15 protein-coding genes are annotated in these 16,704 nt (G+C 68.8%); 4 read left to right on the top strand and 11 right to left on the bottom strand.

The annotated features are described in order from the left end of the window. Window positions 1-144: 144 nt before the first annotated feature. Together opcA and pgl are read left to right on the top strand one after the other, a co-directional pair. A complete protein-coding gene (opcA, locus tag K0O62_RS13540; protein ID WP_073854706.1) occupies window positions 145-1,056 on the top strand; it encodes a glucose-6-phosphate dehydrogenase assembly protein OpcA in 912 nt (303 codons plus the stop codon). Next, the gene (gene pgl / locus K0O62_RS13535; protein ID WP_073854704.1) at window positions 1,049-1,771 is read left to right on the top strand and encodes a 6-phosphogluconolactonase; all 723 of its coding nucleotides are present in this window, start codon (window positions 1,049-1,051) and stop codon (window positions 1,769-1,771) included. Before opcA ends, pgl begins: the two co-directional genes overlap by 8 nt. Here pgl and K0O62_RS13530 read toward each other — a convergent pair. Beyond that, on the bottom strand, window positions 1,768-2,832 hold the full coding sequence (locus tag K0O62_RS13530; protein WP_073854702.1) for an alanine racemase: 1,065 nt from the start codon (window positions 2,830-2,832) through the stop codon (window positions 1,768-1,770). The two genes, pgl and K0O62_RS13530, sit on opposite strands and share 4 nt — an antisense overlap. A gap of 38 nt (window positions 2,833-2,870) precedes the next feature. After that, complete coding sequence (locus K0O62_RS13525; RefSeq protein ID WP_165636947.1) at window positions 2,871-3,011, bottom strand: hypothetical protein; 141 nt, start codon at window positions 3,009-3,011, stop codon at window positions 2,871-2,873. A 65-nt stretch (window positions 3,012-3,076) separates the two neighbouring features. On the opposite strand from K0O62_RS13525, the gene K0O62_RS13520 reads away from it, so the two are divergent. Continuing rightward, complete coding sequence (locus K0O62_RS13520; protein ID WP_073854700.1) at window positions 3,077-3,448, top strand: ATPase; 372 nt, start codon at window positions 3,077-3,079, stop codon at window positions 3,446-3,448. A gap of 1 nt (window position 3,449) precedes the next feature. Here K0O62_RS13520 and ppc read toward each other — a convergent pair whose 3' ends face one another. The 5 genes from ppc to gap form a co-directional block, all read right to left on the bottom strand. Then, window positions 3,450-6,245, bottom strand: a complete 2,796-nt coding sequence (gene ppc / locus K0O62_RS13515; protein ID WP_073854698.1) for a phosphoenolpyruvate carboxylase — start codon at window positions 6,243-6,245, stop codon at window positions 3,450-3,452. Window positions 6,246-6,293: 48 nt separating this feature from the next. Continuing rightward, complete coding sequence (gene secG, locus K0O62_RS13510) at window positions 6,294-6,530, bottom strand: preprotein translocase subunit SecG (RefSeq protein ID WP_073854696.1); 237 nt, start codon at window positions 6,528-6,530, stop codon at window positions 6,294-6,296. Between the two features lie 84 nt (window positions 6,531-6,614). Then, entirely contained in the window at window positions 6,615-7,400 is a 786-nt protein-coding gene (gene tpiA / locus K0O62_RS13505; protein ID WP_073854694.1) for a triose-phosphate isomerase, read from the bottom strand. 3 nt (window positions 7,401-7,403) lie between these two features. Then, window positions 7,404-8,630: a phosphoglycerate kinase gene (locus tag K0O62_RS13500; protein ID WP_073854692.1), complete on the bottom strand. Its 1,227-nt coding sequence runs from the start codon at window positions 8,628-8,630 to the stop codon at window positions 7,404-7,406. A gap of 9 nt (window positions 8,631-8,639) precedes the next feature. Further along, the gene (gap, locus tag K0O62_RS13495) at window positions 8,640-9,662 is read right to left on the bottom strand and encodes a type I glyceraldehyde-3-phosphate dehydrogenase (RefSeq protein WP_073854690.1); all 1,023 of its coding nucleotides are present in this window, start codon (window positions 9,660-9,662) and stop codon (window positions 8,640-8,642) included. Window positions 9,663-9,898: 236 nt separating this feature from the next. On the opposite strand from gap, the gene K0O62_RS13490 reads away from it, so the two are divergent. Next, entirely contained in the window at window positions 9,899-11,596 is a 1,698-nt protein-coding gene (locus K0O62_RS13490; RefSeq protein ID WP_073854688.1) for an esterase/lipase family protein, read from the top strand. Between the two features lie 12 nt (window positions 11,597-11,608). Here the strand turns inward: K0O62_RS13490 and whiA are convergent, their stop codons facing one another. The 4 genes from whiA to uvrC form a co-directional block, all read right to left on the bottom strand. After that, complete coding sequence (whiA, locus tag K0O62_RS13485) at window positions 11,609-12,586, bottom strand: DNA-binding protein WhiA (RefSeq protein ID WP_097933510.1); 978 nt, start codon at window positions 12,584-12,586, stop codon at window positions 11,609-11,611. After that, window positions 12,583-13,623, bottom strand: a complete 1,041-nt coding sequence (gene yvcK / locus K0O62_RS13480) for a uridine diphosphate-N-acetylglucosamine-binding protein YvcK (RefSeq protein ID WP_073854684.1) — start codon at window positions 13,621-13,623, stop codon at window positions 12,583-12,585. The genes whiA and yvcK overlap by 4 nt, the downstream gene beginning before the upstream one ends. 90 nt (window positions 13,624-13,713) lie before the next feature. Beyond that, a complete protein-coding gene (gene rapZ / locus K0O62_RS13475) occupies window positions 13,714-14,589 on the bottom strand; it encodes an RNase adapter RapZ (protein WP_073854682.1) in 876 nt (291 codons plus the stop codon). Beyond that, window positions 14,586-16,703 carry an excinuclease ABC subunit UvrC gene (gene uvrC / locus K0O62_RS13470; RefSeq protein ID WP_079244676.1) on the bottom strand — a complete coding sequence of 706 codons (2,118 nt, stop codon included), beginning with the start codon at window positions 16,701-16,703 and terminating at the stop codon, window positions 14,586-14,588. The genes rapZ and uvrC overlap by 4 nt, the downstream gene beginning before the upstream one ends. Between the last annotated feature and the right edge of the window lies 1 nt (window position 16,704).

The following is a 16,704-nucleotide window of genomic DNA, read 5'->3' as shown; positions in this document are numbered from 1 at the left end:
CGAAGGCGACGACGAGTGAGCATCGCAGCGAGGCACGAGCGAGGCGCGGAGCGAGGAGGAGTCGAGCCATGATCCGCGAAGGCGACGACGAGTGAGCATCGCAGCGAGGCACGAGCGAGGCGCGGAGCGAGGAGGAGTCGAGCCATGATTGTCGACCTGCCCGACACCAACACCGGTGCCATCAACAAGAAGATCATCGCGCTGCGCGAAGAGGGCGGCGCGATCACCCTCGGCCGGGTGCTGACACTGGTTGTCGCACCGCAGACCGAGACGGTGCTGGAGGAATCGATCGAGGCCGCGAATGCGGCCAGCCGGGAGCATCCCTGCCGGGTCATCGTGGTCATTGCCAGGGACCGGACGGATCAGGACGCGCGGCTGGACGCTCAGCTGCGGGTCGGCAGCGACGCCGGCGCGAACGAGGTGGTGGTGCTGCGGCTGTCCGGCCCGCTCGCAGACCACGCCAGCAGCGTGGTCACTCCGTTCCTGCTGCCCGACACACCGGTGGTCACCTGGTGGCCCGAGCTCGCACCCCCGGTGCCCGCAGAGCATCCGTTGGGACGCTTGGCGATCCGCCGCATCACCGACGCCACCAACGGCGAAGACCCGCTGGCCTGCATCAAGAGCAGGCTGGCCGGGTACACCGCCGGGGACACCGACCTGGCGTGGAGCCGGATCACCTACTGGCGGGCGTTGCTGACCGCCGCCGTGGATAACGCCCCGCACGAACCGATCACATCGGTCGTGGTGTCCGGGCTCCAGGACGAACCCGCACTGGATGTCCTGGCCGGGTGGCTGGCCGGCCGCCTCGATTGCCCGGTCACCCGCGAGGTCGGCGAGCTGAAGATCGAGATGACCAGACCGAGCGAGGTCATCACGCTGAGCCGTCCGCAGCACGGCATCACCGCGACGCTCACCCGCACCGGTAAACCGGATGCGCAGATCCCGTTGGCCCGCAGGGGGACTCGTGACTGCCTGGCCGAGGACATGCGGCGTCTGGACGCCGACGAGATCTACTACGAAGCACTACAGGGAATCGACAGGGTGACATATGTCTGAACGGGTGTTGGAGACCTACCTCGACGCGAAGGAACTCGCCGCGGCGGCCGGGGCCCGGCTGGTCGGCGCGATCACCTCGGCGGTCGCGACCCGCGGGCAGGCGGTCATCGTGCTGACCGGCGGCACCGTCGGCATCGCGCTGCTGCGCCACGTCGCCGCTTACGGCCCGGACATCGAGTGGTCCAAGGTGGCGCTGTTCTGGGGTGACGACCGCTTCGTGCCCGCGGCGGACGCCGAGCGTAACCACCGCCAGGCGTACGAGGCGCTGCTGGAGACGATCGCCATCCCGCCGGCGAACGTTCATCCGATGGCGGCCAGCGACGGGGACTTCGGGGATTCCATCGACGAGGCCGCCGCCGCCTATGAGGCACTGCTGCCCGACGAGTTCGACGTGCACCTGCTCGGCATGGGCGGCGAGGGCCATGTCAACTCGCTGTTCCCCGATACCGACGCGGTGCGCGAGAGCGAGCGACTGGTGGTCGCGGTGACCGACTCCCCCAAGCCGCCGCCGCGCCGCATCACGCTGACGCTGCCGGCGGTGCGGCGAGCCCGCGAGGTGTGGCTGGTGGTGGCCGGTGCGGAGAAGGCGGATGCCGTCGCCGCGGCGATCGGCGGCGCCGATCCGGTGGACATCCCGGCCGCCGGTGCCGTGGGTCGCGAGGCGACCGTCTGGCTGCTGGACCAGGCCGCCGCCTCCAAGCTCCCTGGCCGTTAGACGTTCTTTCCCCGGGCGATCAGCTCCCACCGGTCGACCACCCGCCCGTCCTCGACGACCACATACTCGTCGAAAAGGTTGACCGCAGTGCAGATGTGGTTGGGAATCACCGACACCATGTCACCGACACAGACGTCCGAGGTGTCCACGTCGTCGAGGATCCCGTGGTGCTCCGAGACCCGGGTGATCACCGCGTTGCCCAACTCGGGAACGATGCCGTAGCCATCCAGCCAACCGGGCCGTTCACCGGTGAGCGTTTTGGATCCGGCATCGATGACAATCCGGCCACCGCGGACACTGACCACGGTGGCCGCGATCCACGCAGCGCAGTCACCCGGGTCCTGGGCCCCGAGAGCGACCTGTTGCCGGTCACCGAACACATAGGTGCCCGGACGTTCCTCGGTGACCTCGGGTGGGCGCGGTGATCTCCAGGTCGGTGTCGATCCGGCACTCACCACGGAGATGACGAATCCTGCGTCCCGCAGTGCGCGAGCAGCGAGCGCGAGCTGGTCGCCCTCGTCCATCCCGGCTCCGGCGGGCGCATCCGGGCCCGAATACGCATGCCCACCGTGGGTGAAGACACCCTCGACGGTCAGCCCGGCCCGGCGGCACTGCGCCGCAAGTGCTGCGGCCTCCGCTGCGGGCACCCCGGTCCGATGCTGTCCGCTGTCGATCTCGATCAGCACCGAGACATCGCGGCCGTCGGCGGCCTCGGCCACCGCCGATGCTCCTGCGGCACTGTCCACCCCGACCCGGAGCCGGACGCGATCGACGAGTTCCCGGAATCTCTTCGCCTTCCCGCCCAGCGGCAGAATCGGGTAGGCGATCAGGATGTCGTCCACCCCGTGGTGGGCGAAGGCCTCGGCCTCGGACACGGTCGCCACCGTGATGCCGACGGCACCGGCCCCGATCTGCAGGTTTGCGATCTGAATGCTCTTGTGTGTCTTGGCGTGCGGCCGAAGATCGACCGCCTTCCCGCGTGCGACGTCGGCCATCGCCGCCACGTTCGAGGTCAATCGTGCGAGATCGACCACCAGGGCCGGAGTCTCGATGTCGAGCATCACACGGACAGTACCGAACCGAGCCGAGCCCGACGAGGTCAGTCGTCGGCCAGCCGCTCGGGCTGGTCCGCGCCGCGGTCGGCCAGCGCCTCCCCGTAACCGGCGAGATAGTCGGCCACCGCGCGGGCCGAACCGGTGTCCGTGCGTAACCGCGGGCTTCCGCAGCAGAAGTTCGCCATACAGATAAGACGCAGGTCGGCCCGTTTCGGTTCCCTGCCGAACGAGGCGGCGACATACTGGCCTCATGGCAGACAAGGGGGACGGCCGTACCCGTCCGGCGAGCCGGCGGATCAAGACACTGACCCAGGCCGCGCTCAACGCCGACGCCACCGTCGTGCAGGTCGAGGCCCTGCTGACCGACCTCGACCGGACCGTCGTCACGCTCAACAGCTCGATCGGCGACCTCGACGTCACGCTGGATCGCTTCAACGCCACCATCACCAGCATCGATGAACTGGCCCCCCGACTGGTCAGCATGGTGGAGCGGCTCGAGATGATCGTGGCGCGGGTCGAGGCCATCGTCGAGATCGGCGAGGCGATCGCCGGCCCACTGGCATCGGTCGAGAACGCCGTCCGCGGTGTGGTGGGTCAGGCCCGGCGGTTGGCCCGGATCTGACCTAGCCGGAGTTCCGCAGGGCGCTGGCAAGCCCACTCATCGTCAGCAGGATGCCGCGCTGCACCAGTTCGTCCTCGTCACCGGACCGGTACCGGCGTAGCAATTCGACCTGCAGATGGTTCAGCGGTTCCAGGTATGGGAACCGGTTGAACACCGACCGGGCCAGCGCCGGGTTGTCGGCCAGCAGATCGTCCTGGCCGGTGATGAGTCCGTGCATCCGCACGGTGCGCTCATGCTCGGCGACGATCTTGTCGAACACCCGGGCCCGCAGATCCTCATCGGCCACCAGCTCCGAATACCGTGCCGCCAGGCCCAGATCCGATTTGGAGAGCACCTGGGCCATGTTCGACAGGACCGTCCGGAAGAACGGCCAGCGTTCGTACAGGTCCTGCAGCACCTCGAGTCTGCCCGCCCCGCCTGCGACGAACTCCTCGAACGCCGTTCCGGTGCCGTACCAGCCGGGCAACATCACCCGGGACTGGCTCCAGGCCAGCACCCAGGGAATCGCCCGCAGGTCGGAGATGGCCGTCGTCGGTTTACGCGAGGTCGGCCGGCTGCCGATGTTGAGCGCACCGATCTCACTGACCGGGGTGGACTCCTTGAAGTACTCCACGAATCCCGGTGTCTCGTGGACGAGTTCGGAATACGCCCGCTGTGCACGCGCGGCGAGATCGTCGAGTACCGCGTAGGCGTCCTCCGCGGAATCCCCGAGCCCCTCGATGTCCAGCAGGGTGGATTCCAGCGTCGCCGCCAGCAGGGTCTCCAGGTTGCGGTGCGCGATCCGCGGTTCGGCGTACTTTGCGGCGATCACCTCGCCCTGCTCGGTGATCCGCAGTGACCCGCGCACCGCCCCGGGCGGCTGGGCCAGGATGGCGTCATAGCTGGGACCGCCACCGCGGCCGACGGTTCCGCCGCGACCGTGGAACAGCCGCAACCGGATTCCGGTCTTCTCCGCGGACTCGACGAGGTCGAGTTCGGCGCGGTACAGCGCCCAGTTCGCGGCCAGATAGCCGCCGTCCTTGTTGGAGTCCGAATATCCCAGCATGACTTCCTGCTGGCCGCCGCGGGCGGCCACCGCCGCGGCGTACACCGGGACGTCGAGGACCGCTTCCAGGATCGAGGATCCGCGCTGCAGATCGTCGATGGTCTCGAACAACGGCACGATCCCGACCGGCACGTACGGTTCGTCCCCGGAGGTGTCGAACAGGCCGGCCTCCTTGAGCAGCAGCGCCGCCTCCAGGATGTCGGAAACCGACTGGCACATCGAGATGACGTAGTTCGGAATCGCCTGCGGCCCGAATACTCTCACGGCCCGCGCCGCGGCGTTGACGATGCCGAGCTCCTTGCTCGCCAGCTCCGAGAGATGGGCACCGGGACCGATCAGCGGCCGCCGGGTGCCGATCTCGGCGGCCAGCAGCGCCACCCGGTCGTCCTCGGCCAGCGACAGGTAGTCGTCATGCACCCCGGCCCAGGCCAGCAGCTCGGCGACCACGTTCTCGTGTACCTCCGAGTTCTGTCGCATATCCAACCCGGACAGGTGGAAACCGAAGACCCGCACCGCTTCCCGCAGGCGCGCCAGCCGGTCGTCGGCGAGCACCGCAGAGCCGTTGGCGCGCAGCGATTCATCGACGGTGTCCAGCTCTTCGAGCAGCTCGGACGGGGTCTCGTAGGCCGGCAAGCCGAGATCGAGTTCGTGCTCGGGCTGGCGGTCCAGGATCTGCGCGGCCGTGGCGGTGAGCCGGGCGTGGATGACACGCAGCGCCCGGCGGTAGGGTTCATCGCTGCGGGCGGGCTCGTGGCACACGTCGGCGAGCGCGGTCAGCGCGTCGCTGACCCGCACCAGCCGCGCCGACATGGACAGCTCCTCCTCCAGCGCGGTGATCTCACCGAAGTAATGGTCGAAGGCGGTGAAGGCGGCCCGACCGGTGGCCAGCCGCACCACCTCGGCGGTGACGTTCGGGTTGCCGTCACGGTCACCGCCGATCCAGGATCCCGGACGCAGGATCGGCTGGGCCAGCAGGTCGGCGTCCGGGAAGCGTTCCTGCAGGGCCGCCCGGACCTCGGCGTTCACCCGCGGAATGACCTCCAGGAACGCCGCCGGGTAGTACCGCAGGCCGGTCTCGATCTCATCGGAGATCTTCAGCCGTGACAGCCGCACCAACGCGGTCTGCCAGAGCGTGAGGATGTGCCTGCGCAGTTCGGTCTCGATGTCACGACCGGCCTCGGTCCGGGTGTGGCCGTGCAGACGCAGCCGCATGAGTTCGGTGATCTGGTGTTGGGTGTCGAAAACGGTGCGACGCCGGGTTTCGGTGGGGTGCGCGGTGATCACCGGCGACACCAGCGCGCCGGTCAGCGCGTCCGCGACCTCGGCGGCGTCCAGCTGCGCCGCATCGAGTTTGCGGTAGGTGGCCGCCAGGGTGCTGTCCTGCGGCGGCTCGCCGGCCGCTTCGTGGATCGCGCGGCGCCGCTCGCGGTGGATGTCCTCGGCCACATTGGCCAGCAAGGCGAAATGGGTGAACGCCCGGATGACCGGAATCGCCTGGTGCACATCGATATCCCGGAACAGGTCGGCCAGTTCGGTCCGATCGATCTCGGACCGGCGGACCCGGAAGGACTCCACCCGGGCACGTTCGACGAGATCGAAGACGGCATCGCCGTTCTGGTCCCGGACGGTGTCACCGAGAATGGCCCCGAGCAACCGGATGTCCTCGCGCATCGGCTCGGTGGCCTCACGGCCGACCTGCGTTCGACGCACCGATCCGACAGGGGCGAGGACAGAATCTCCAGCGTCAGCCATCAGTCGATTATCCGCGCCGCGCACACAGGGCGCAGAACGAGGCCCGACCTATGCGTTGTACTTGATGCGCAGTGCCATGCCGATGATGGACACCAGCCAGATGCCGACGACGAAGAGCGTCAGGCGGTCCAGGTTCTTCTCCACCACGGTCGAACCGGAGAGGCTGGACTGCACGCCGCCACCGAAGAGCGTGGAGAGACCGCCGCCCTTGGCCCGATGCAGCAGCACGAGCAACACCGTCAGAAGACTGGTGATGATCAGCACGATCTGCAGAGCGAGTTCCATGGCGGACAGCCTACACGGGCGTGATTTGCGCACGGAAACCGGCGCTGAGCACCGGTCGATGTGCGCAAATCACGCCCGGGTCGATCAAGGCAGGGGCCCACCGGCGGCGATCGCCGACAGGGTGGCGAACTGCTCCCCGTCCAGCGAGGCACCACCGACCAGGGCGCCGTCCACATCGGTCTGTCCGACGATCTCGCCGACGTTCTTGGCGTTCACCGACCCGCCGTAGAGCACCCGCACCGACGCGGCCACGTCCTTGTCGGCCAATTCCGCCAACTCGGCGCGAATGGCGGCACACACCTCCTGTGCGTCGGCGGCGCTGGCCACCCGGCCGGTGCCGATCGCCCAGACCGGTTCGTAGGCGATGACGGTCTGGCCGATCTGCTCGGCCGTCAGCCCGGCCAGCGACCCGCGCAGCGAGGTCACGTTGAACTCGACGTGGTTGCCCGCTTCACGGATCTCCAGCGGCTCACCGATGCACACGATGGGGGTCAGCCCGTGCTTGAGCGCCGCCTTGGCCTTGGCGGCGACCAGTTCGTCGGTCTCGCCGTGGTAGGTGCGGCGTTCGGAGTGCCCGACGACGGCGAAGGTGACACCCAGCTTGGCCAGGAACGCACCGCTGATCTCGCCGGTGTAGGCACCCGAATCGTGCTGGGACACGTCCTGGGCGCCGTAGGTGAGGCGCAGCTTGTCCCCGTCGACCAGCGTCTGCACGCTGCGCAGATCGGTGAACGGCGGGATGACGGTGACGTCGACCTTGTCGAAATACTTGTCCGGCAAGGCGAATGCGATCTTCTGTACCAGCGCGATGGCCTCGAAGTGATTGAGGTTCATCTTCCAGTTGCCGGCGATGAGCGGCTTACGTGCCATGTGTCAGGACTCCAGAACGTCGATGCCGGGAAGGGTCTTGCCCTCCAGGTACTCCAGCGATGCGCCACCGCCGGTGGAGATGTGCGAGAAACCGTCCTCGGGCAGGCCGAGCAGTCGCACCGCGGCGGCCGAATCGCCGCCGCCGACCACGCTGAACGCACCCTTGCCGGTGGCCCCGATGATCGCCTCGGCGACACCCTTGGTGCCCGCGGCGAACGCCTCGAACTCGAACACGCCCATCGGGCCGTTCCAGAAGACCGTCTTGGCGTTGGACAGCAGCGCGGCGAACCGCTTGACCGACTCGGGTCCGATGTCCAGGCCCATCTTCCCGTCCGGAATCTGGTCTGCGGCCACGGTTTCGGTGTTCGCGTCGGCAGCGAACCTGTCCGCGGCCACGATGTCGACCGGCAGGTGGATCACGTCACCGTACTTTTCGAGCAGGTGCCTGCAGGTATCCAACATCTCCTCCTGCAGCAGCGAGGAACCGACCGAAACACCTTGGGCGGCAAGGAAGGTGAAGCACATGCCGCCACCGATGACGATGCTGTCGGCCTTGGTCGCCAGGTTCTCGATGACCGCGAGCTTGTCGGACACCTTGGACCCGCCGAGCACCACGGCGTAAGGCCGCTCGCCTGCACTGGTCAGCTGCTCGAGCACCTTCACCTCGGTGGCCACCAGGGTGCCCGCGTAGTGCGGCAGCAGGGTGGCGACGTCATAGACCGATGCCTGCTTGCGGTGCACCACGCCGAACCCGTCGGAGACGAAGGCGCCGGGCGTACCGTCGGCGCCCTCGACCAGCCCGGCCAGCGCCTTGGCCAGCGCCAGACGTTCGGCGTCGTCCTTGCTGGTCTCCCGCGCATCGAAGCGGATGTTCTCCAGCAGCAGCACGTCCCCGTCGGTCAGACCTTCGGCGCGCGCGAGCGCATCGGTGCCGACGACGTCGCCGGCCAGCTGAACGTGCCGGCCCAGCTGCTCGGACAGCGCCGCGGCCACCGGGGCCAGCGAGAACTTCGGGTCCGGTTCGCCCTTGGGGCGACCCAGATGGGCGGTGACGACGACCTTGGCCCCCGCCTCGGCGAGTGCCTTGAGCGTGGGCACCGAGGCGATGATGCGCCCCGGGTCGGTGATGTTCCCGTTGTCGTCGAGGGGGACGTTGAGGTCGGAGCGCACCAGGACGCCCCGACCTTCAACACCTTCGGCGAGCAGGTCAGACAGTGAATTGATCGCCATGATCGCGAGCTACAGCGACTTACCGACCAGGGCAACCAGATCCGCGAGGCGGTTGGAGTAGCCCCACTCGTTGTCATACCAGGAGACGACCTTGGCCTGGTTGTCGATGACCTTGGTCAGGCCGGCGTCGAACAGCGAGCTGTGCGGGTCGGTGACGATGTCGCTGGAGACGATCGGGGCGTCGTAGTACTTCAGGATGCCCTTGAGCTTGCCCTCGGCGGCGGCCTTCATGGCGGCGTTGATCTCGTCGGCGGTGGCCGACTTCTTCAGCTCCGCGGTCAGGTCGGTGACCGAGCCGGTGGGGATCGGCACCCGCAGGGCGTAGCCGTCCAGCTTGCCCTTGAGCTCGGGCAGCACCAGGCCGATGGCCTTGGCGGCACCGGTCGAGGTCGGGACGATGTTGATGGCGGCGGCACGGGCACGGCGCAGGTCGCTGTGCGGGCCGTCCTGCAGGTTCTGGTCCTGGGTGTAGGCGTGGATCGTGGTCATCAGACCCTTGACGATGCCGAACTCGTCGTTGAGGACCTTGGCCAGCGGGCCGAGGCAGTTGGTGGTGCACGAGGCGTTGGAGATGATGTTCTGGCTGCCGTCGTACTTGTCCTCGTTCACGCCGAGCACGATGGTGATGTCCTCATCGCTGGCGGGCGCGGAGATGATGACCTTCTTGGCACCCGCGTCGAGGTGGCCCTGGGCCTTGTCGCGCTTGGTGAAGATGCCGGTCGACTCGACGACGACGTCGACGCCCAGGTCGCCCCAGGGCAGAGCCGACGGGCCTTCCTTGACCGACAGCGCCTTGATCTTCTGGTCGCCGACGACGATGGTGTCCTCGCCCTCGAGGCTCACCTCGTAGGGCAACCGGCCCAGGATCGAGTCGAATTTCAAAAGGTGCGCGAGCGTCGCGTTCGAGGTCAGGTCATTGACCGCGACGATCTCGATGTCGGTGTTCTTGCCGGCTGCCTTCTGCGCATCGAGGGCGCGGAAGAAGTTACGTCCGATTCGACCGAAGCCGTTAACGCCTACCCGGATGGTCACGTGTCTCTCCTAGCTGTGGGGAACTCGCGGTGAACTGCTCACAGGCCAGCCTAATGGTGTCGGTTTCGGCGCGTGCACGCTGGTCAGCCGGGTCGATATCGAGCACGTTGAACGGTCGATTCACCGGCCACGCCGCCGGGAGACAAATCCACGATCTTGCCTACACCCGCGCTGGCCTGCCGTTATTGTCCAGGCACCCGAGGGAAGGCCTGCAGTTGCCCGAGACATCCGTCCGAATGTCCGAGATTCGGTTGCCCAACGTCGCGGCGGCGCTGCGGCTCGTGCTGGCCGCCTTCGTGCTGGCGCTGACCACCACGTTCGGGGCGTCCGGTGCCCTCGCGCATGCCGACGACGCCACCTCCTCGGGCGGCGAGCCGGGCCCCGCCGCGACATCGCAACGCTCTGAATCCGGGTCTGCGACACCGAAAAAGGGGCCCCGGTCGGTGCAGGGCACCGAGACGAAAAGCCCCAGATCCGCCGTCCGGCCGCCACGGAAGGCGCAGATGTCCGCCGACGCGGAAGCAGCCGACACCGACGCGCCCGAGACCGACACCGACACCGACACCCCGGCGCCGGTCGAGGACCAGCCCGCGACACCGGACGAGACGTCGGCGCTGCCCGACGAGACCGCGGTGCGCACGCCCACGACGGTGCCCCGGTCCCCGAAGCGGGTCCGGTCGCACACCGAAGCGCCGGCCGCGACCAGCAGGACCGCGACCCGACGCGACGCCGTGGCACCGGCGGCGTCGGTGCCGGACACCCCGGCTGCCGGACCGTCCTCGGATGGGGCGGCCGCCCCGATCCTCGCCCCCGCCGCACCGGCGGCATCGGCCTCCGCCGCCGCGACCTCCCGCACCCCCGTGCCGATCGCCACGTTCGCGCAGCTCGGCCGCCAACTGACCGGCGGGCTCTCCGATGTCGGGACGATCGTGGTGTCGGTGGTGCACTCCGCGGCCACCGCCGTCGCGCAGGCCTTCGGGCCCCACCGGCTGCTCGGTGTGCCGTATCTGCTGGCCACCTCGGTCGCCAACGCCGCTGCCGCCGTCGGCCGCACCCTGGTCGGCGGGTCGCTGCACGCACCGACCGGCGGCCGGTTCGCCGTCAACTACGGCCTGCTGGACGGCCTGGGCTTCTTCAATCCGCAGAAGCCGCCGCCGGGCGCCAACGACCCGTCGATCACCGTCACCGCCGAGCATCCGCTGCCGATCATCCTGGTCAACCCGACCGCCCTGACCCAGGGTCTGAACTGGGCCGTGGGTGCACCGGTGCTGGCGAACGCGGGCTACAAGGTCTACACCTTCAACTACGGCAACAACACCACGAACCCGAATTTCCCGATCCAGTCGATCGGCGACATCCGCAAGTCCGCCCTCGAACTCGAAGCCGAGATCGACCGGGTGCTGGCGGAGACCGGTGCGCCGCAGGTCATCCTGATCGGGCACTCGCAGGGCGGCGGCAATCTGCCCTCGTACTACATCAACAATCTCGGTGGGGCGGACAAGGTCTCGCAACTCATCGGCATCTCGCCGGGCCACAACGGATCGGACTTCAACGGCCTGGTCTCCGGCGTGCTACGCACCCCGATCCTGCGGCAGGTGTTCATCTCCGTCTTCCGGGCATTGGCGCCGGCCATCTACCAGCAGTCCGCCGGTTCCCCGTTCCAGGACGAGATCTACGGCAACGGCGACACCCGGCCCGGCGTGCTGTACACCACGATCAGCACCATCTACGACGAGGTCGCCACCCCGTACACCAACAATGCGCTGGACGGCCCGAACGTCACCAACATCATCCTGCAGGACCGTTACCCCGGACAGATCCTGGGCCACCTGAACGTCGTGACGGCCCCGCAGACCTGGGCGGTCGTGCTCGAGGCACTGGCCGCCAACCCGGCCGCCAATCCGCTGGGGCATCAGGATCTGGTCGCCGCCTGAGATCCGATCGGCTCAGGCGTCCTCGAGCAGATCCGGGGTGACCGCCGACTCGGTGTCGGGGATGCCGTCCTGCTTGGCCTTGCGGTCGGCCATCGACAGCAGACGCCGAATCCGGCCCGCCACGGCGTCTTTGGTCATCGGCGGATCGGCCAGCCGGCCCAACTCCTCCAGCGAAGCCTGCCGGTGCTCGACCCGGAGCCGGCCGGCCTGGGCCAGATGATCGGGGACGGTGTCGCCGAGGATGTGCAGCGCGCGCTCCACCCGGGCCGCGGCGGCCACCGCGGCCCGCGCCGAGCGGCGCAGGTTCGCGTCGTCGAAGTTGGCCAGCCGGTTGGCGGTGGCCCGGACCTCGCGCCGCATCCGGCGCTCCTCCCAGGTCAACCGGGTGTCCTGGGCGCCCATCCGGGTCAGCAGCGCACCGATGGCCTCGCCGTCGCGCACCACCACCCGATCGCTGCCCCGCACCTCACGGGCCTTGGCACTGATCCCGAGCCGCCGGGCCGCACCGACCAGCGCCAACGCCGCCTCCGGGCCCGGGCAGCTGACCTCCAGCGCGGAGGACCGGCCGGGCTCGGTGAGCGATCCGTGCGCCAAAAATGCGCCACGCCAGGCTGCTTCGGCGTCGCCGACGCTGCCACCGACCACCTGGGCGGGCAGCCCGCGCACCGGCCGGCCGCGCAGGTCGAGCAGACCGGTCTGGCGTGCCAGCGCCTCACCGTCCTTGGCGACCCGCACCACGTAGCGGGTGCTCTTGCGGATGCCACTGGCCGACAACACGTGCACCACCGCGTTGTAGCCGTACAGGTCGTAGATGTCCTTGCGCAGCCGGCGGGCGATGATGCCGAGGTCGACCTCGGCCTCCACGACCACCCGGCCGGCGACGATGTGCAGACCGCCGGCGAAGCGCAGCAGCGCCGACACCTCGGCGCGGCGCGCGCTCACCGAGTTCACGACCAGACGGCTCAGCTCGTCCTTGACCTCGGCCGTCATTGCCACGACTGGTCCCCCCTTGGTGCGTTCGATCGTCGTTGCCCGCTGTGTGCCGCGCCGGGATTCTCCTGACCGCCGGGCGCGCCGGGACCCCGGCCGCGCAGGCGCACTGCTTCAAGAGCTGCTGCCAGCAGCGACGGGTCATGTAACTGTGTACCAGGTCGCGATACGGCGGCAAATTCGACGTTGGCGCCGAGCAGCGTAGCCGTTCGGGCGAGTTGTTCGCGCTCCCGGTCGCTGGGCACCCGCGCCGCGTCGATGATGATGTCGTCGACCTGAAATCCCGGGGCGTGCTGGGCCAGCACGTGGATGTGCCGTTCGGCGGAGAAGCCGGCGGTCTCCCCCGGCTCGGCCGCCAGATTCAGCACCAGCGCGCGCCGCGCGGCGGTCTCCCGCAGCGCGGCGGCCAGCCCGGGCACCAGTACGTGCGGGATCACACTCGTGAACCACGATCCGGGTCCCAACACCACCAGATCGGCGGCCATGATCGCGTCGACGGCCTGCCGGGTGGCGGGCGGGTCACCGGGCAGCAGCCGGACGCGGCGGACCTGCCCGACGGTGGTGGCGACCGCCACCTGCCCGCGGATCACCCGGAACATCCGCGGGTCGGATTCCAGCCCGGCCACATCGGCCTCGATCTGCAGGGCCAGCGGACACATCGGTAGCACCCGGCCCTTGAGGTCCAGGACGCGGCCCAACTCGTCGAGTGCGGCCACCGGATCGGCCAGCACCTCGCTGAGCCCGGCCAGCATCAGGTTGCCGATGGGGTGACCGGCCAGCGCGCCGCTGCCGCCGAACCGGTGCTGGATGATCGTGGCCCACAGCCGGCCGTGCGGTGAGTCGGAGGCCAATGCGGCCAACGCCATTCGCAGATCACCGGGCGGCACGACGTCGAGTTCGCTGCGCAGGCGCCCGGAGGATCCGCCGTCGTCGGCGACGGTCACGACGGCGGTGACGTGCGGAGTGAGCCGCCGCGCCGCCGACAACGTCGCATACAGGCCGTGACCGCCGCCGAGCGCGACGATGCGCGGCGTCATGGCTCGACTCCCGCGCGCTCCGGTCCTCGTTCGTACCTCACTGCGATCCTCACGCGCGCTCGTCTTCGCGGGGTCATGGCTCGACACCCGTCATTCGCGACCCAGATCCCGGTGCAGCGCCCGCACCGTCAGATGATCGTCATCACGCAGCCGCTCCGTCAGCGCCTCGGCGATGGCGACGCTGCGGTGCTTGCCCCCGGTGCAGCCGATGGCCACCGTCATGTACCGCTTTCCCTCCCGGCGGTACCCGTCGATCACCACCCCCAGCAGCCGATGATAGGTATCGAGAAACTCCGCGGCGCCTTCCTGCCCGAGCACGAAGTCCCGGACCGCCGGGTGCTGCCCGGTGTGCGGGCGCAGCTCGTCGACCCAGTGCGGGTTGGGCAGGAAGCGGACATCCATGACCGTGTCGGCGTCCATCGGCAGCCCGTACTTGTAACCGAACGATTCCACCGTGACGTTGGTGTAGGCGACGGTCTCACCGCCGAAGGCACGTTCGATGCTCTCCCGCAGGGCCGGCACCGCCAGCGTCGAGGTGTCGATCACCAGGTCGGCGGCCGCACGGACCGGGGCCAGCATGGCGCGTTCGGCGGCGATGCCCTCGGCCAGCGTCTGGTCGCCCTGCAACGGGTGACTGCGTCGGTTCTGCTCGTAGCGCCGGACCAGGATCTCGTCGGCGGCCTCCATGAACACCACCCGGGGCCGGATGCCGCGGGTCGCCAGTTCGTTGCGCACCGAGTCCAGGTCACCGGTGAAGCCGCGCGACCGGACATCCATCACCAGGGCCAGTTGGGTGATCCGCGACCCGGCGTCCAACCCCAGATCGACCATCCGGGCGATCAGTTCGGGTGGCAGATTGTCGGCGACGTACCAGCCGAGGTCTTCGAGCACCTTGGCAGCGGTGCCGCGGCCGGCGCCTGACAATCCGGTGACCAGCACGACTTCAATGCCTGATTCCTCGCTCATTCGCTGGTCTGCCACTCCGATATCTGTTCGCTGTGTGGGTCGGGGATGGGTTGCTCGTCGGTCTGGGGTGGATCGAGTCCGGGGGGTTCGGCTCGGGCAAGATCGGCCCGGGGTAGATCATCGTGCAAAATCGGCTCGGGCGTGTCGGAATGGTTCGGGGCGTCGGATGCGGGCTCGGGGGTTGCGTCCCGGGGCACACCCAGCGCTTCCAGGACCGCCTTGGCCGTCGTCACCCCGATGCCGGGCACCGCGGTGATCTCCTCGACGCTCGCCGCGCGCAGCCGTGACACCGAGCCGAAATGGGTCACCAACGCCTTGCGCCGGTGCTCGCCCAGCCCACGCACCGAATCCAGCGCCGAGGCCGTCATCCGCTTGGACCGCTTGCTGCGGTGGAAGGTGATCGCGAAGCGGTGCGCCTCGTCGCGGACACGCTGCAGCAGATACAGCCCCTCGCTGGTGCGCGGGAAGATCACCGGATCGGCCGACGGCCCCGGCACCCACACCTCTTCGAGTCGTTTGGCCAGACCGATCACCGCGACATCGGTCACACCGAGGTCCTTGAGCACCGCGGCCGCCGCGTTGACCTGCGGGGCGCCACCGTCGACGACGAACAGGTTCGGCGGGTAGGCGAACCGGCGTGACTTGCCTTCGGCGGCCATCGGTTGTTCGGCGTCGGCGACATGGCGGGCGAACCGCCGACGGGTGACCTCGGCGATGGACGCGACGTCATCGGAGCGGCCGTCGCCGGCGGCCTCGCGGATCGCATAGTGCCGGTAATCGGACTTACGCGGCAGGCCGTCCTCGAACACCACCAGAGAGGCCACCACATCCGTGCCCTGCACATGGCTGATGTCCACGCACTCGATGCGCAGCGGCGCTTCGTCGAGCCCGAGGGTCTCCTGAATGCTCTGCAGCGCTTCCGATCTGGCGTTGAAATCACCGGCCCGTTTGAGCTTGTGCTGGGCCAGCGCCTCCTGGGCGTTGCGCTGCACCGTCTCGGCGAGCGCCCGCTTGTCCCCGCGCTGGGGCACCCGCAGCGACACCCGCGAACCGCGCAGGCCCGACAGCCAGTCCGCGAGTTCGTCGGCATTGTCCGGAAGTACCGGCACCAGAACCTCTTTGGGTACCGGGTTGGTGGCCTCGTCCCCCGCACCGGCGCTGAGCTCGGCCTGGTCCCCGTAGAACTGGGTGAGGAACTGCTCGACCAGCGGCGCCTCCCCCTCGGCCCCGGGTTCACCCGTCTTCTCCACGACCCACCCGCGCTGGCCGCGCACCCGTCCCCCGCGGACGTGGAACACCTGGACCGCCGCCTCGAGGTCGTCGTCGGCGAAGGCCACCACGTCGGCATCGGTCCCGTCGCCGAACACCACGGTCTGCTTCTCCAGCGCACGCTTGAGCGCGCCGATGTCGTCACGCAGCCGGGCCGCCCGCTCGAAATCGAGGCTCTCGGCGGCGGCGTTCATCTGCCGCTCCATGTCGCGGACCAGCCGGTCGGTCTTGCCGGCCAGGAAGTCGCAGAAGTCCAGCACGATCTGGCGGTGCTGCTCCGCGGTCACCCGGTTGATGCACGGGGCCGAGCACTTGTCGATGTAGCCGAGCAGACACGGACGGTCGATCTGCCTGTGCCGCTTGAACACTCCAGCCGAACAGGTGCGGGCCGGGAACACCCGGGTCAGCAGGTCCAGGGTCTCGCGGATCGCCCAGGCGTGCGAGTACGGCCCGAAATAGCGCACCCCTTTGCGGCGCGGCCCGCGGTAGACGAACAGCCGGGGATACTCCTCGTTCAGGGTCACCGCCAGCACCGGGTAGGACTTGTCGTCCCGGTAGCGGATGTTGAATCGCGGATCGAATTCCTTGATCCAGTTGTATTCCAGCTGCAGCGCCTCGACCTCGGTGGACACCACGGTCCACTCGACGCTGCCCGCGGTCATCACCATCTGCCGGGTACGCGGGGCCAGTCCGGAGATGTCGGCGAAGTAGGAATTCAGTCGGCTGCGCAGGCTCTTGGCCTTGCCGACATAGATCACCCGGCCGTGCGGATCGCGGAACCGATAAACGCCGGGTTCGACAGGAATCGAACCCGGCGCGGGCCGGTAAGTCGCTGGATCGGGCACG

Source organism: Mycolicibacterium diernhoferi (assembly GCF_019456655.1).
GTDB lineage: Bacteria > Actinomycetota > Actinomycetes > Mycobacteriales > Mycobacteriaceae > Mycobacterium > Mycobacterium diernhoferi.
The sequence above is the reverse complement of the archived record's forward strand: the minus strand, read 5'-3'. Positions and strand labels throughout refer to the sequence as shown.

Coding starts and splice junctions, on each gene's coding strand:
- opcA (WP_073854706.1), top strand. CDS start 145: ATGATTGTCGACCTGCCCGACACCAACACCGGTGCCATCAACAAGAAG.
- pgl (WP_073854704.1), top strand. CDS start 1,049: ATGTCTGAACGGGTGTTGGAGACCTACCTCGACGCGAAGGAACTCGCC.
- K0O62_RS13530 (WP_073854702.1), bottom strand. CDS start 2,832: ATGCTCGACATCGAGACTCCGGCCCTGGTGGTCGATCTCGCACGATTG.
- K0O62_RS13525 (WP_165636947.1), bottom strand. CDS start 3,011: ATGGCGAACTTCTGCTGCGGAAGCCCGCGGTTACGCACGGACACCGGT.
- K0O62_RS13520 (WP_073854700.1), top strand. CDS start 3,077: ATGGCAGACAAGGGGGACGGCCGTACCCGTCCGGCGAGCCGGCGGATC.
- ppc (WP_073854698.1), bottom strand. CDS start 6,245: ATGGCTGACGCTGGAGATTCTGTCCTCGCCCCTGTCGGATCGGTGCGT.
- secG (WP_073854696.1), bottom strand. CDS start 6,530: ATGGAACTCGCTCTGCAGATCGTGCTGATCATCACCAGTCTTCTGACG.
- tpiA (WP_073854694.1), bottom strand. CDS start 7,400: ATGGCACGTAAGCCGCTCATCGCCGGCAACTGGAAGATGAACCTCAAT.
- K0O62_RS13500 (WP_073854692.1), bottom strand. CDS start 8,630: ATGGCGATCAATTCACTGTCTGACCTGCTCGCCGAAGGTGTTGAAGGT.
- K0O62_RS13490 (WP_073854688.1), top strand. CDS start 9,899: ATGTCCGAGATTCGGTTGCCCAACGTCGCGGCGGCGCTGCGGCTCGTG.
- whiA (WP_097933510.1), bottom strand. CDS start 12,586: ATGACGGCCGAGGTCAAGGACGAGCTGAGCCGTCTGGTCGTGAACTCG.
- yvcK (WP_073854684.1), bottom strand. CDS start 13,623: ATGACGCCGCGCATCGTCGCGCTCGGCGGCGGTCACGGCCTGTATGCG.
- rapZ (WP_073854682.1), bottom strand. CDS start 14,589: ATGAGCGAGGAATCAGGCATTGAAGTCGTGCTGGTCACCGGATTGTCA.